This window comes from Nocardiopsis kunsanensis DSM 44524 (assembly GCF_000340965.1).
GTDB classification, from domain to species: domain Bacteria; phylum Actinomycetota; class Actinomycetes; order Streptosporangiales; family Streptosporangiaceae; genus Nocardiopsis; species Nocardiopsis kunsanensis.
Genome location: NZ_ANAY01000049.1, coordinates 19,787 through 32,349, shown reverse-complemented (window position 1 = coordinate 32,349; position 12,563 = coordinate 19,787). Strand labels below are relative to the sequence as shown.

General features: G+C 68.7%; 10 protein-coding genes. 7 read left to right on the top strand and 3 right to left on the bottom strand.

Annotation, left to right across the window (positions count from 1 at the left end; translation table 11 throughout):
• Together D456_RS0122305 and D456_RS0122300 are read right to left on the bottom strand one after the other, a co-directional pair.
• On the bottom strand, positions 1–1,095 hold a 1,095-nt coding region (locus tag D456_RS0122305; protein ID WP_040699902.1), incomplete at its 3' end, for an ABC transporter substrate-binding protein.
• A gap of 368 nt (positions 1,096–1,463) precedes the next feature.
• On the bottom strand, positions 1,464–1,895 hold the full coding sequence (locus D456_RS0122300; protein WP_017578397.1) for a PaaI family thioesterase: 432 nt from the start codon (positions 1,893–1,895) through the stop codon (positions 1,464–1,466).
• A gap of 129 nt (positions 1,896–2,024) precedes the next feature.
• On the opposite strand from D456_RS0122300, the gene polA reads away from it, so the two are divergent.
• The 5 genes from polA to coaE all read left to right on the top strand — a co-directional run bounded on the left by polA (position 2,025) and on the right by coaE (position 8,599).
• Positions 2,025–4,811, top strand: coding sequence for a DNA polymerase I (gene polA / locus D456_RS0122295; RefSeq protein ID WP_026116134.1), 2,787 nt, complete (start codon positions 2,025–2,027; stop codon positions 4,809–4,811).
• A 58-nt stretch (positions 4,812–4,869) separates the two neighbouring features.
• Complete coding sequence (gene arfB / locus D456_RS0122290) at positions 4,870–5,310, top strand: alternative ribosome rescue aminoacyl-tRNA hydrolase ArfB (protein ID WP_017578395.1); 441 nt, start codon at positions 4,870–4,872, stop codon at positions 5,308–5,310.
• A gap of 457 nt (positions 5,311–5,767) precedes the next feature.
• Complete coding sequence (gene rpsA / locus D456_RS0122285; protein WP_017578394.1) at positions 5,768–7,261, top strand: 30S ribosomal protein S1; 1,494 nt, start codon at positions 5,768–5,770, stop codon at positions 7,259–7,261.
• 138 nt (positions 7,262–7,399) lie between these two features.
• Positions 7,400–7,900 carry a GNAT family N-acetyltransferase gene (locus D456_RS0122280; protein ID WP_017578393.1) on the top strand — a complete coding sequence of 167 codons (501 nt, stop codon included), beginning with the start codon at positions 7,400–7,402 and terminating at the stop codon, positions 7,898–7,900.
• Positions 7,901–7,993: 93 nt separating this feature from the next.
• Entirely contained in the window at positions 7,994–8,599 is a 606-nt protein-coding gene (coaE, locus tag D456_RS0122275; protein ID WP_017578392.1) for a dephospho-CoA kinase, read from the top strand.
• 350 nt (positions 8,600–8,949) lie between these two features.
• Here the strand turns inward: coaE and D456_RS26975 are convergent, their stop codons facing one another.
• Positions 8,950–9,114, bottom strand: coding sequence for a hypothetical protein (locus tag D456_RS26975; RefSeq protein ID WP_017578391.1), 165 nt, complete (start codon positions 9,112–9,114; stop codon positions 8,950–8,952).
• A 656-nt stretch (positions 9,115–9,770) separates the two neighbouring features.
• Here D456_RS26975 and uvrB point away from each other — a divergent pair.
• Both uvrB and D456_RS0122260 read left to right on the top strand, forming a co-directional pair.
• The gene (gene uvrB / locus D456_RS0122265; protein ID WP_017578390.1) at positions 9,771–11,867 is read left to right on the top strand and encodes an excinuclease ABC subunit UvrB; all 2,097 of its coding nucleotides are present in this window, start codon (positions 9,771–9,773) and stop codon (positions 11,865–11,867) included.
• A 137-nt stretch (positions 11,868–12,004) separates the two neighbouring features.
• Entirely contained in the window at positions 12,005–12,460 is a 456-nt protein-coding gene (locus tag D456_RS0122260) for a DUF3060 domain-containing protein (RefSeq protein WP_017578389.1), read from the top strand.
• The last annotated feature ends 103 nt before the right edge of the window (positions 12,461–12,563 follow it).

The window sequence follows — 12,563 nt, the reverse complement described above, 5'->3', positions numbered from 1 at the left end:
GTCGAGGAGGTCGCGGCACTGTTCGAAGTCGGTGCACTCGGTGCCCTCGGGGCGGCTGATCTCCGCGAGGTGGCCGACGTATTCGCTGGGTTCGACACTGCCGGCCGACTCGGCGGCCAGGGCAATGGCGGTGACGCAGTCGTAGACCTGGGGCGCGAACTGGAAGACGTCCAGGTCCGGGGCGTGTTCGCGCAGGCCCTCGTTGAACTCGGAGTTGTCGGCACCGGGGGCGACGCCGGTCATGCCGGTGATGACCTCGGGGTCGTCCTCGCTGACGGTGGAACCCAGTTCGGGGTCGTTGAGACCGTCGGTGACGTAGAGCTGGTCGCCCTCGAAACCGGCCTCGACGAGTTCGGCGATGACCTGTGCGCCCTCCTCGAAGGAGATGAGGGCGACCGCGTCGGCTTCCGCTTCGTTGGCGCCGTTGACGACCGAGTCGAAGGTGGTGGCGTCCGGGTCGAAGGTGTCGGTGGAGACGACGTCGGCGCCCAGGGCCTCGAGCTCGGCCTCGACGGCGTCGAGGTAGCCGGCGCCGTAGTCGTCGGCGCGGGCGATGAGGGACATGCTCACGTGCCCGTCGGCGACCATCTGCTCGGCCAGGACGGGTCCGGCCATGAGGTCGCTGGGTGCGGTGCGGTAGAAGTAACCGCCGTCGTCGATGTCGCTGAGTTCGGGGGAGGTGGCCGAGCCCGAGCACTGGACGGTCTCGGCGCCGGTGACGGTGTCGTAGACGGCCTGGGTCATACCGGAGGCGGCGGCACCGATGACGGCGTTGGTCTCGTCGGCGATCAGGTTGTTGGCGGCTTCGTTGGCCTGGCCCGCGTCCCCGGCCTCGTCGGCTTCGCTGATGTCGGGTACGTCGGTGCCGAGGATGCCGCCGGCCGTGTTGATGTCCTCGATGGCGTACTCGGCCGCTGCGAGCTGGGGTGGGCCGAGGAAGGCCAGGTTACCGGTCTGGGGGTAGAGGAGACCGAAGTTGAACTCTTCGCCCGCGGCGTCCCCGCCGTCCCCGGTGTCGCCGTTGCCGCACGCGGAAAGCCCCATTACCAGGGCCGCGGTGGCGGCAGCCAGGCCGAGGGCCTTCTTGCTTGCCATGATCGTGGTCACTCCGTTCAACCGGCGAGGGACCGGCCGCTCGGTGCGGCCGGACCGATCTTGCGTGTGCGCCCTGGTGCCCGACATGTGTGGCATGGCTTAAGCATGGGCGTTAGCGGAACTTAAGCATGAAATGCCTGTGACGAAAAGTGAAGAGCGATACTTGGTGCCGACTCGCCTCTGAGGCGTTATGAAGCTGTGGTCATCCCGTTCGGGGTTTGTGCGTCGCTTTGTACGGAACGGCGCGTGAAGGGTGCGGGGCGGTCGGAGAACGTGCGGAACCCGGCCGGGGTCCCGGTGTCCGCACATGGAAAGGCCCCGCCGGTGACGGCCGTCACCGGCGGGGCCCGGGGTGCAGGAGAGTGTGGTCAGGCCTCCTTGGGGGCCTCACGGAGCACACAGGTCAGGCGCGAGGTGCACACCTTGCGGTCCTCGTCGTCGGTGATGGTGATGTCCCAGGTGGCCAGGGTGCGTCCCAGGTGCACCGGGGTCGCCACGCCCGTCACGTGGCCCTGGGTGGCCGAACGGTGGTGGGTCGCGTTGATCTCGATACCCATCGCGATCCTGCCGAACTGATCGGCGTGGATCATCGAACCGATCGAACCCAGCGACTCGGCCAGCACACAGGAGGCGCCACCGTGCAGGAGCCCGTAGGGCTGACGGTTGCCCTCCACCGGCATCCGGGCCACGACCCGTTCGGCTGAGGCCTCGGTGACCTCGATCCCCATCGTTGCACCGAGGCCCCCGGTCAGTGCGCCCGTGTCGATGAGTGAGCGCATCTCCTCGGAGTTGGTCGTCATGTTGCTGTGCCTTCCGATCCGTGAGAAGGGCCGGGCCGTGCGGACGCGGTCCCGCCCGGTGGCGGCCCCGTGGCGCGGCCGTGCCGAGAGGGCCGCGAACTGTCTGCGGGGCATCTTAGGGTTGGGGACGTGGTGACAGAGCGAGAGACCCCCGATCAGACGCCCCGGGCCGGCGCGGCCCCGAACCTTTCCGACAGCGGAGGCAAGCGACCCAGACTGCTGCTCCTGGACGGGCACTCGATGGCCTTCCGCGCCTTCTACGCCCTACCGGTGGAGAACTTCGGCACCAGCACGGGCCAGTCGACCAATGCCGTCTACGGTTTCACGTCGATGCTGGTCAAGTTGTTGCGGGAGGAAGAGCCCACCCATGTGGCGGTGGCCTGGGACCTGTCCGGGCCCACCTTCCGCAGCGAGGAGTACGACGGTTACAAGGACGGGCGCTCGGAGACCCCGCAGGAGTTCCCCTCCCAGGTCCCCCTCACCCAGGACCTCATGCGTCTGATCGGCGTGGCCAACCTGTCCGCACCCGGCTACGAGGCCGACGACGTCATCGCGACCCTGGCCCAGCAGGGTGGTGAAGCCGGCATGGAGGTCCTCATCGCCTCCGGCGACCGCGACGCCTTCCAACTGGTGACCGGGGACTGCACGGTCCTGTACCCGGGGCGCAGCCTGTCCGACCTCAAGCGCATGACCCCCGAGGCCGTCGAGGACAAGTACGGGGTCCCCCCGGAGCGTTACCGCGATCTGGCCGCGCTGGTGGGGGAGAAGGCCGACAACCTGCCGGGTGTGCCCGGGGTGGGCCCCAAGACCGCGGCCAAGTGGATCACCAGGTTCGGCTCCCTGGACGGGCTCGTGGCCCGGGCCGACGAACTCACCGGCAAGGCGGGGCAGAACTTCCGCGACCACCTCGACGACGTGCTGCGCAACATGCGCCTCAACCGCCTGGTGACCGATGTCGAGCTCGAGACCGCCGTGGCGGCCCTGACGCTGGGCGAGGCCGACCGTGCCGGGGTGGATGCCCTCTTCGACAACCTGGAGTTCGCCTCCAACCTGCGTGAACGCCTCTACACCGTCATCAACCCCGACGAAGCCGCCGATCAGGGCGCGTCCGGGGCGGCAGAGGGTTTCGAGGTCGACCTCACGATCCCGGGGAGCGGTGAGCTGGCGGCCTGGCTGACCGAGCACGCCGCCCCCGACTCCCTCACCGACGAGGCGCCGGCCGGGCTCGCCCTGGACGCCCGGTCGGGCAGAGGTACCGGCCGTGTGGACGCGCTCGCGATCAGTGTGCCCAGCGGCGCAGCGGCCCTCGTGGACCCGGTGGCGCTGGACCCCTCCGACACGGAGGCCTTGGCGGCCTTCCTCGCCGACCCCGAGCGGCCCAAGGTCGTGCACGAGTACAAGGGTGCGCTGCTGGCGCTGGCCGCCCACGGTTGGGAACTGGCCGGGACACGCTGTGACACGGCCCTGGCCGCCTACCTGGCCCAGCCGGGACAGCGCCGGTTCGACCTGCCCGACCTGGTCCGCCGTTACCTGGGCCGGGAACTGGAGGAGGACACCGGCCAGACGCAGCTGGCCCTGGACGTGGACGGCTCCGGCGACGGCGAGGGGCCCGGGCACGCCCTCGCGGTGCGGGCCGCGGCCACCCGGGACCTGGCCGCGGTGCTCCTGGCCGAGCTCGACAAGCGCGGGGGCGCCCAGCTGCTCACCGACATGGAGTTGCCACTGGTGGACGTACTGGCACGCATGGAGCGTGCGGGTATCGCCGCGGACCTGCCCTACCTGGAGGAGCTCCAGGGCGAGTTCGCCGCCGCCACACGCGAGGCCGAGGAGAAGGCGCACGAAGCGGTGGGGGAGAGGTTCAACCTGGGCTCGCCCAAACAGCTCCAGTACGTGCTCTTCGATAAACTGGAGCTGCCCAGGACCAAGAAGATCAAGACGGGCTACACCACCGACGCCTCCGCGTTGGCGTGGTTGGCCACCCGGACCGACCACGAGCTGCCGGCGATCCTGCTGCGCCACCGGGACCAGACCAAGCTGCGCACCACGGTCGAGGGGCTCATCAAGACGGTCGCCGACGACGGCCGCATCCACACGACCTTCAACCAGATGGTGGCGGCGACCGGGCGACTGAGCTCGACCGAACCCAACCTGCAGAACATCCCGGTACGCACCGACGTGGGCCGCCGTATCCGGCGGGCCTTCGTGGTCGGTGAGGGCTACGAGGAGCTGCTGACCGCCGACTACAGCCAGATCGAGCTGCGCATCATGGCGCACCTGTCGGGCGAGCAGGCGCTCATCGACGCCTTCAACAGCGGCTACGACTTCCACGCCCAGATGGCCGCGCAGGTCTTCGGCATCGGGGTCGACGAGGTCGACGGGGAGGCCCGCTCCAAGATCAAGGCGATGAGTTACGGTCTGGCCTACGGTCTGAGTGCCTACGGACTCTCCCAGCAGTTGGGGATCCAACCGGACGAGGCACGCTCGCTCATGGACGACTACTTCGCCGAGTTCGGCGGGGTGCGCGACTACCTGCAGGCCGTGGTCGAGCGGGCACGCAGGGACGGCTACACCGAGACGATCTTCGGTCGCCGCCGGTACCTGCCGGACCTGACCAGCGACAACCGGCAGCGGCGCGAGATGGCCGAACGCATGGCCCTCAACGCCCCCATCCAGGGGTCGGCGGCCGACATCATCAAGGTCGCGATGCTCAGGGTCGACGAGGCCCTGGTCGGCAGCGACCTGACCTCGCGTGTGTTGCTGCAGGTACATGACGAGCTCGTGGTCGAGGTCGTTCCCGGCGAGCGGGAGGCGGTCGAAGAGCTCGTGACGCAGGAGATGGGCTCGGCCTATGATCTGCGTGTGCCGCTGGAGGTCTCGGTCGGCGGCGGACCCAACTGGCACGACGCGGCGCACTGACCCGGTAGCGCTCCGCGCGGGCACGTACACGGAACAAGGGCGCAGGAGGTGGGCGGCGGTGAGCACGAACCCGGGGGAGAAGGATCTGACCTTCGGTTCGGTGACCGTCCCCGCCTCCGACCTGGGGTGGCGTTTCAGCCGTTCCTCCGGTCCGGGCGGTCAGCACGTCAACACCTCGGCGACCCGGGTGACCCTGTCGCTGGACCTGGCCACGTGTGCGGGGTTGGGCCGGACACGGCGCGAGCGGGCCCTAGAGCGCCTCTCGGCCCGGCTGAGCGACGGGGTACTGAGCGTCAGCGCCCAGGAACACCGTTCGCAGGCCCGTAACCGGGACGAGGCACGCGAGCGCATGGCGGAGCTGCTGGCCGAGGCCACGGCACCGCCCCCGCGCCGGCGGCGTGCGTCGAGGCCGAGCCGGTCCGCGCGGCGCCGACGTGTGGAGGACAAGCGTCGGCGCGGGGAGCTGAAACGGAACCGGTCGCGCCCGAGCCAGGAGTGATCTCGGCCGCACTGCAGCCTGTCCTGTTCCCGGTTCCCGGGAGTCCGAAACCGGGGCGGTCGTGGGCCGGTTGCGGTCCAGGGGCAGGTGGGGGTGCCTCGATTGTGCGAGGGGTCGGCATGTGGAAAGGTTGATCTCCCCGTTCGGGCTCCGGTAAGTTGCGCCCATTGTGGCGTTCGTCGGGTTGGCGGCCCGGGGTTCCGATTGACCAGGACACCCACATCTCATACTCTGGTTACAGCGTTGTGGGTTCGTGCGTGCGTCATCGTCTCCTTGACGTGGGGACGGAGGGGCTGCACCGTTCGGTCACCACTCCTGGACCCGGCGGCTGGCGGCCACGGATCGGCTCGTTCCGTATGTGGCCCTGCTCCCTACTTTCTGGAATGACGGATCGACGGGCTCGGACCTACCACGTGCCCATTTCCTGAACCTGTCCGTATCCGGAGTCCACCCACACATGACGAGCAGCACCGAGGCCACCTCGACACCCCAGGTAGCGGTCGACGACATCGGGTCCGAGGAAGCCTTCCTCGCGGCGATCGACGAGACCATCAAGTACTTCAACGACGGTGACATCGTTGAGGGCACCATCGTGAAGGTCGATCGAGACGAGGTCTTGCTCGACATCGGCTACAAGACCGAGGGTGTGATTCCGTCACGCGAACTCTCGATCAAGCACGACGTCGACCCGAGCGAGGTCGTCGCCGTCGGCGACCAGGTCGAAGCCCTCGTTCTCCAGAAGGAGGACAAGGAAGGCCGCCTGATCCTGTCCAAGAAGCGCGCCCAGTACGAGCGCGCCTGGGGCACGATCGAGAAGATCAAGGAAGAGGACGGCGTCGTCACCGGTACCGTCATCGAGGTCGTCAAGGGTGGTCTCATCCTCGACATCGGCCTCCGCGGCTTCCTGCCGGCCTCCCTGGTCGAGATGCGCCGCGTCCGCGACCTGCAGCCCTACGTGGGCCGTGAGCTCGAAGCCAAGATCATCGAGCTGGACAAGAACCGCAACAACGTGGTCCTGTCCCGCCGCGCCTGGCTCGAGCAGACCCAGTCCGAGGTCCGCCAGACCTTCCTCAACACCCTCCAGAAGGGCCAGATCCGCAAGGGCGTCGTCTCCTCGATCGTCAACTTCGGTGCTTTCGTGGACCTGGGTGGCGTCGACGGTCTGGTCCACGTCTCCGAGCTCTCCTGGAAGCACATCGACCACCCCAGCGAGGTCGTCGAGGTCGGCCAGGAGGTCACCGTCGAGGTTCTCGACGTGGACATGGAGCGCGAGCGTGTCTCCCTGTCGCTCAAGGCGACGCAGGAGGACCCCTGGCAGCAGTTCGCCCGCACGCACCAGATCGGCCAGGTCGTTCCCGGCAAGGTCACCAAGCTGGTTCCGTTCGGTGCGTTCGTGCGCGTCGAGGAGGGCATCGAGGGCCTGGTCCACATCTCCGAGCTGGCCGAGCGCCACGTCGAGGTGCCCGAGCAGGTCGTCCAGGTCGGCACCGAGATCTTCGTCAAGATCATCGACATCGACCTCGAGCGCCGCCGCATCAGCCTTTCGCTGAAGCAGGCCAACGAGGCCGTCTCGCCCGACCAGGTGGACTTCGACCCGACCCTGTACGGCATGGCCGCCGACTACGACGAGCAGGGCAACTACAAGTACCCCGAGGGCTTCGACCCCGAGAGCGGCGAGTGGCTCGAGGGCTTCGAGGTCCAGCGAGACGAGTGGGAGCGCAACTACGCCGAGGCGCAGGCCCGCTTCGAGGCGCACCGCAAGCAGGTCGAGGAGGCGCAGGCGGCCGAGGCCGACGCAGCCAACGCCCCGGCCGTGGAGGAAGAGGAAGAGCACACCGGCGGTGGCGGTGCTGCTCAGCAGGCCCCGGCCGAGCCCACTTCCAGCGGTGCCCTGGCCTCCGACGAGGCCCTGGCCGCCCTCCGCGAGAAGCTCGCCGGCGGCGACGCCTGAGCTCCCGCAGCTGACTGAGGCCTGAACGGGCGGTTCCTCCGGGAACCCTCCGTGCACGCCGTGAAGGGCCGTCCCGCAAGGGGCGGCCCTTCGTCGCGTCGCGGCGTCCTGCGGTGGACCGGGGCCTAGGATCGGGCCATGAGCACACCCGCGACCGTCCCCGACGTCACTCTGCGCCCCGCCGTCCCCGACGACTCCGGGGAGCTCTTCACCCTTCAACGCGCCGCTTTCGTCGACGAAGCGCAGACCTTCGGCGACCCCTTCACCGTGGCGTTGACCGAGAGCCTGGAGCGGATACACACCCTGCTGGGCGACCCCGACACCCTGGTGGTGTGCGCCGTGGCCGGCCCACGCCCGGTCGGGGCGGTCCGCCTGCGCACCCTGGGCACGGGCGCGGTGCTGAGCCGTCTGGCGGTCGCGCCCGATCTGCGTGGCCGCGGTATCGCCCGTCGGCTCCTGGAGGAGGCCGAACGGCGCGCCCGCGGCCTCGAGACCGCTCCTGCGTCCCTGACCCTGTCCGCGGGCGCGCACGACGCCGCTCTGATGCGCTTGTTCCGCAGCCTCGGGTTCGCCGAGACCTCCCGTGAACGCCTCGCCGAGCATCTGGTGATGGCGCACATGCGCAAGGAACTCCGGTAGGCCGGTCCTGCGCGAGGCAGGTCACATTTTTCTCCTCGCCCGCGCGGGGCGCACCGGGTCGAGTCCCGTCCGCACAGGATCTAGGGTCTTGTCATGCTCAAAGTGGGACTCACAGGCGGGATCGGTTCGGGTAAGAGCGCGGTCTCGGCAGAACTCTCCTCCTGCGGGGCGGTGGTGATCGATGCCGACGCCCTCGCCCGTGAGGTCGTGGAACCGGGAACCCCTGGTCTGTCCGAGGTGGTCGCGGAGTTCGGTGAACGGGTGCTGGCCGAGGACGGCGGTCTCGACCGGGCCGCGCTCGGTGAGATCGTCTTCGCCGACCAGGAGCGGCTCGCCAAGCTCAACGCGATCGTTCACCCGAGGGTCGGTGAGCGTAGCGGACAGCTCATGGAGGAGGCGCTGGCAGCAGGCACCGAGGTCGTGGTCTACGACGTGCCCTTGCTCGTGGAGAACGATCTGGGGTCCCTCTACGACCTCGTCGTGGTCGTGGACGCCCCCGACGAGGTGCGGGTGGAGCGGGTCTTCGGCGACCGCGGGATGCCGCGCGAGCAGGTGCGGGCCAGGATCCGTGCGCAGGCCGACCGGGACACCCGGCTGGCCGCTGCCGACCTGGTGGTGGACAACTCCGGCAGCCGGGACGAACTGAGGGCCCGTGTGGCCGAACTCTGGCGTGAACTCTCGACCCGCGCCCAGGAGTGAACTCGGCGCGGCCTCCTCGCGTGTGTGGGTGGTCCCTGGCGCCGGCCGGGTCCGGGGATTTCCGGAGTAACTGCAAGGGTCGTTCCGTTTCCCGGTTCCGGTTCTCCGAGAGGTGTCGGAAGGGAAATCTGGCAGTGGATAAGAGGGCCGTGAGGTTGAAGCGACCTTCCGCCGGAGGGTCTGCTGCCCCGGGGCCGCTGCTCCGGATAAGTGACGTTCCATGAATCGTGAAAAGCTCGTTCGTGTGCTCGAGTACTCGGGGTCGTAGGGTGCTCATGTTCCATGGCGCAGTCGCCGGGGGCGCGAGGAGTGTCATTCGAGATGAGCGATATACCCAATTTGGCCAAGATCTACGGAGGCAACCCGGGCGACGAGGGCGCACCGTACTGCTGTCCGGTCACCTGCTCGACGGACTCTCCCGGATCGCCGGCGAGCTCGTGGTCGTCGGGCACGGTCGGCGGCCCATCACGCAGGCCGTTCCGGAACTTCCGCTCAGGGACGTGCTGGGGCACCATGTCCTCGTGCGTACCAGCGACAATGCGGGACTGGCCGCGCGGCCGGCCGAGCAAGGGTCGGGGCCGGCCCGGACGGCACGTGCCTGAAGGCCGGACCGGACGGAGCGCCACCAGCCGGGGAAGTGGGTCTCGTGCCCGCTGTGGACGAGGCCCCGGTGCCTCCCCGGAAGTCACCGGCCTCTTCGGCGGAAGGTGCTTCGTACACGGGCTTTTCCATGACCGGAACCTTTTCTCCTCAGCTGGGCTCTCCTCTGTGGTGGCGGGCGGAAATAACGTTATGCGCGCTCCCCTTCGAAGGAAATGAATTTACCGAATATGGTCGGGTTCGATCTCGGCGAGGAGGGTAAGTGAAAAACCGTTTCTTGCTGCAGTGCTTGTTCTGTCGTTCTGGTGAATGGTGTGGTGGTCGAAGTCCCGGCCGCTGTTTGCGGTGATTGCGAGGAACGCACGGGGAAGGGGAACGGAAAGCCGGGTGCGTGATGGCACGGGGGTGCGGGGCGCGGGCCGACGCGGTGAGCGTGCGTTCCCGGCACGGTCCCGGACCGTTTCACCTCCGGTCCGAAGGCCGAGGCGCTCCCGAACAGGACGGGTAGCGTTGAACGCGTGGGGTCTGCCGGGCGGGTGGACGGGCCCCGAGGTTCCGATGGGAGGCCCAAGTGCGACCGGTCAGCGACATCAAACGCTCCGAGGACCCGTTCGAGGTCGTCTCGGACATGCGCCCGGCGGGCGACCAGCCCGAGGCGATCGAGCGCATCAGTGAACGGGTGCGCTCGGGTGAGGAACACACCGTGCTGCTGGGCGCCACCGGTACCGGTAAGACCGCGACGGTGGCCTGGACGGTCGAACAGCTGCAGCGCCCGACCCTGGTGATGCAGCCGAACAAGACACTGGCCGCGCAGTTCGCCAACGAGCTGCGGCAGATGCTGCCCAACAACGCCGTCGAGTACTTCGTCTCCTACTACGACTACTACCAACCCGAGGCCTACGTCCCCCAGAGCGACACCTACATCGAGAAGGACTCCTCGATCAACGACGAGGTCGAGCGACTGCGGCACTCGGCCACGAACTCGCTGCTGACCCGCCGGGACACGATCGTGGTCGCCTCCGTCTCGTGCATCTACGGACTGGGTACCCCGCAGGAGTACGTCGACCGCATGGCCGAGATCAAGGTCGGTATGGAGGTCGAACGCGACGAGCTCCTGCGCCGCCTGGTCGAGATGCAGTACAGCCGCAACGACACCGCCTTCACCCGCGGGACGTTCCGGGTGCGCGGGGACACGATCGAGATCATCCCGGTCTACGAGGAACTCGCGATCCGTATCGAGATGTTCGGTGACGAGGTCGAACGCCTCATGACACTGCACCCGCTCACCGGTGAGGTCCTGGACGAGAGCCGGCACGTGTTCATCTTCCCGGCCTCGCACTACGTCGCCGGAGAGGAACGTACCCGCAAGGCGGTCGCCGGGATCGAGGCGGAGCTGGGCGAGCGCCTGGCCGAGCTCGAGGGGCAGAACAAGCTGCTGGAGGCCCAGCGCCTGCGGATGCGCACCACCCACGACCTGGAGATGATCGAGCAGCTGGGGAGCTGCTCGGGCATCGAGAACTACTCGCGCCACTTCGACGACCGCGAACCGGGTAGCGCCCCCCACACCCTCCTGGACTACTTCCCGGAGGACTTCCTGCTGGTACTGGACGAGTCGCACGTGACGGTGCCGCAGGTCGGCGCGATGTACGAGGGCGACGCCGCGCGCAAACGCACACTGGTCGACCACGGGTTCCGTCTGCCCTCGGCGATGGACAACCGCCCGCTCAAGTGGGAGGAGTTCACCGAACGCATCGGGCAGTCGGTGTACCTGTCGGCGACCCCGGGCCGCTACGAGTTGCGCCAGGGCGGCGGCGAGATCGTGGAACAGGTCATCCGCCCGACCGGGCTGGTCGACCCCGAGGTTCTGGTCAAGCCCACCGAGGGCCAGATCGACGACCTGGTGCACGAGATCCAGGAGCGCGCTGAGCGCCGGGAGCGCGTTCTGGTGACGACCCTGACCAAGAAGATGGCGGAGGACCTGACCGACTACTTCGCCGAGCTCGGGATCCGGGTGCGTTACCTGCACAGCGAGGTCGACACCCTGCGCCGGGTCGAGCTGCTGCGCGAGCTGCGTGTGGGCGAGTACGACGTCCTGGTCGGCATCAACCTGCTGCGGGAGGGGCTGGATCTGCCGGAGGTGTCGCTGGTGGCGATCCTGGACGCCGACAAGGAGGGGTTCCTGCGTTCGGAGACCTCCCTGATCCAGACCATCGGCCGTGCGGCGCGCAACGTGGCAGGCCAGGTGCACATGTACGCCGACAACGTCACCGACTCCATGCGCGCGGCCCTCGACGAGACCGACCGGCGCCGGGCCAAGCAGCTGGCCTACAACGAGGAGCACGGGATCGACCCCACGCCGCTGCGCAAGGAGATCGCCGACATCCTGGACTCCCTCAGCCGGGAGGACGTGGACACCGAGGAACTCATGGCGACCGGGTACCGGGGCGCGGGCGCCGGGTCCAAGGCGCCTGTACCGGGCGCGGGGGAGCGCTCCGCGGACCTGTCGAACATGCCGCGGGCGGAGCTGGCCGGGCTCATCGACCAGCTCTCCGAGCAGATGCACCAGGCCGCGTCCGACCTGCAGTTCGAGATGGCGGCCCGGCTGCGCGACGAGATCGGTGAGCTCAAGCGTGAGCTCCGTGGCATGGACGAGGCCGGGATCAGCTGAGACGCAAGGCTCCGTGTCTCGTCCAGGGCACGTTCGGGCAACGAAGGGGTCGCGGGTTTACTGCAGCGTGACATAGCCTTGGCTCCGCGCTGAAGTTCGGCGCGTGCCGTCGTCACCTGTGGACCTGGAGGATACGGATGCGGGTCGGACCTCTGGTCACCGCGATCGGTGCCGTGCTGCTCGCCCTTGCGCTGGTCGGGTGCGAGCCGGGGTCCTTCCTGTCCGAGGGGGAGGGCGGTGAGAGGACCGGCGGGCACGGGGCGGGCGAGGCTCCGCGGCAGGAGCAGGACCCGGTCGAACACAACGTCGTCGAGGACGACGCACTGATCGTCGTGGACGACGGCAGCCAGGTGGACGGGGAGTGTGAGGGCCGCGAGGTGGTGGTCACCGCCGACGACGCCCAGGTGGTCCTGGACGGCACCTGTGGCATGGTGCGGGCCACCGGACGCGGGTCGACCGTCGAGGTCGGCTCGGCCGACAAGATCGTCCTGGTCGGTGTCGACAACACCGTCTCCTACGGGACCGGTGACCCCGAGGTGGTCAACCGCGGCCGGGACACCACGGTCCACCGAGGAGGCTCCGCGGCGGGCTGACCGAGTGCAACCCCTGCCATCGCGCGGGACCCGTTCTTCCCGGGTGACCGTCCCGACGCCCCGGTGACACCCCGTATCGGTTACGGTGGTTCGGTCCCTGTGC

Bases quoted from the DNA above. Each gene is read 5' to 3' on its own strand.
- D456_RS26975 (WP_017578391.1), bottom strand. From the start codon at position 9,114: ATGGTGCCCCAGCACGTCCCTGAGCGGAAGTTCCGGAACGGCCTGCGT.
- D456_RS0122260 (WP_017578389.1), top strand. From the start codon at position 12,005: ATGCGGGTCGGACCTCTGGTCACCGCGATCGGTGCCGTGCTGCTCGCC.
- D456_RS0122280 (WP_017578393.1), top strand. From the start codon at position 7,400: ATGAGCACACCCGCGACCGTCCCCGACGTCACTCTGCGCCCCGCCGTC.
- coaE (WP_017578392.1), top strand. From the start codon at position 7,994: ATGCTCAAAGTGGGACTCACAGGCGGGATCGGTTCGGGTAAGAGCGCG.
- D456_RS0122300 (WP_017578397.1), bottom strand. From the start codon at position 1,895: ATGACGACCAACTCCGAGGAGATGCGCTCACTCATCGACACGGGCGCA.
- rpsA (WP_017578394.1), top strand. From the start codon at position 5,768: ATGACGAGCAGCACCGAGGCCACCTCGACACCCCAGGTAGCGGTCGAC.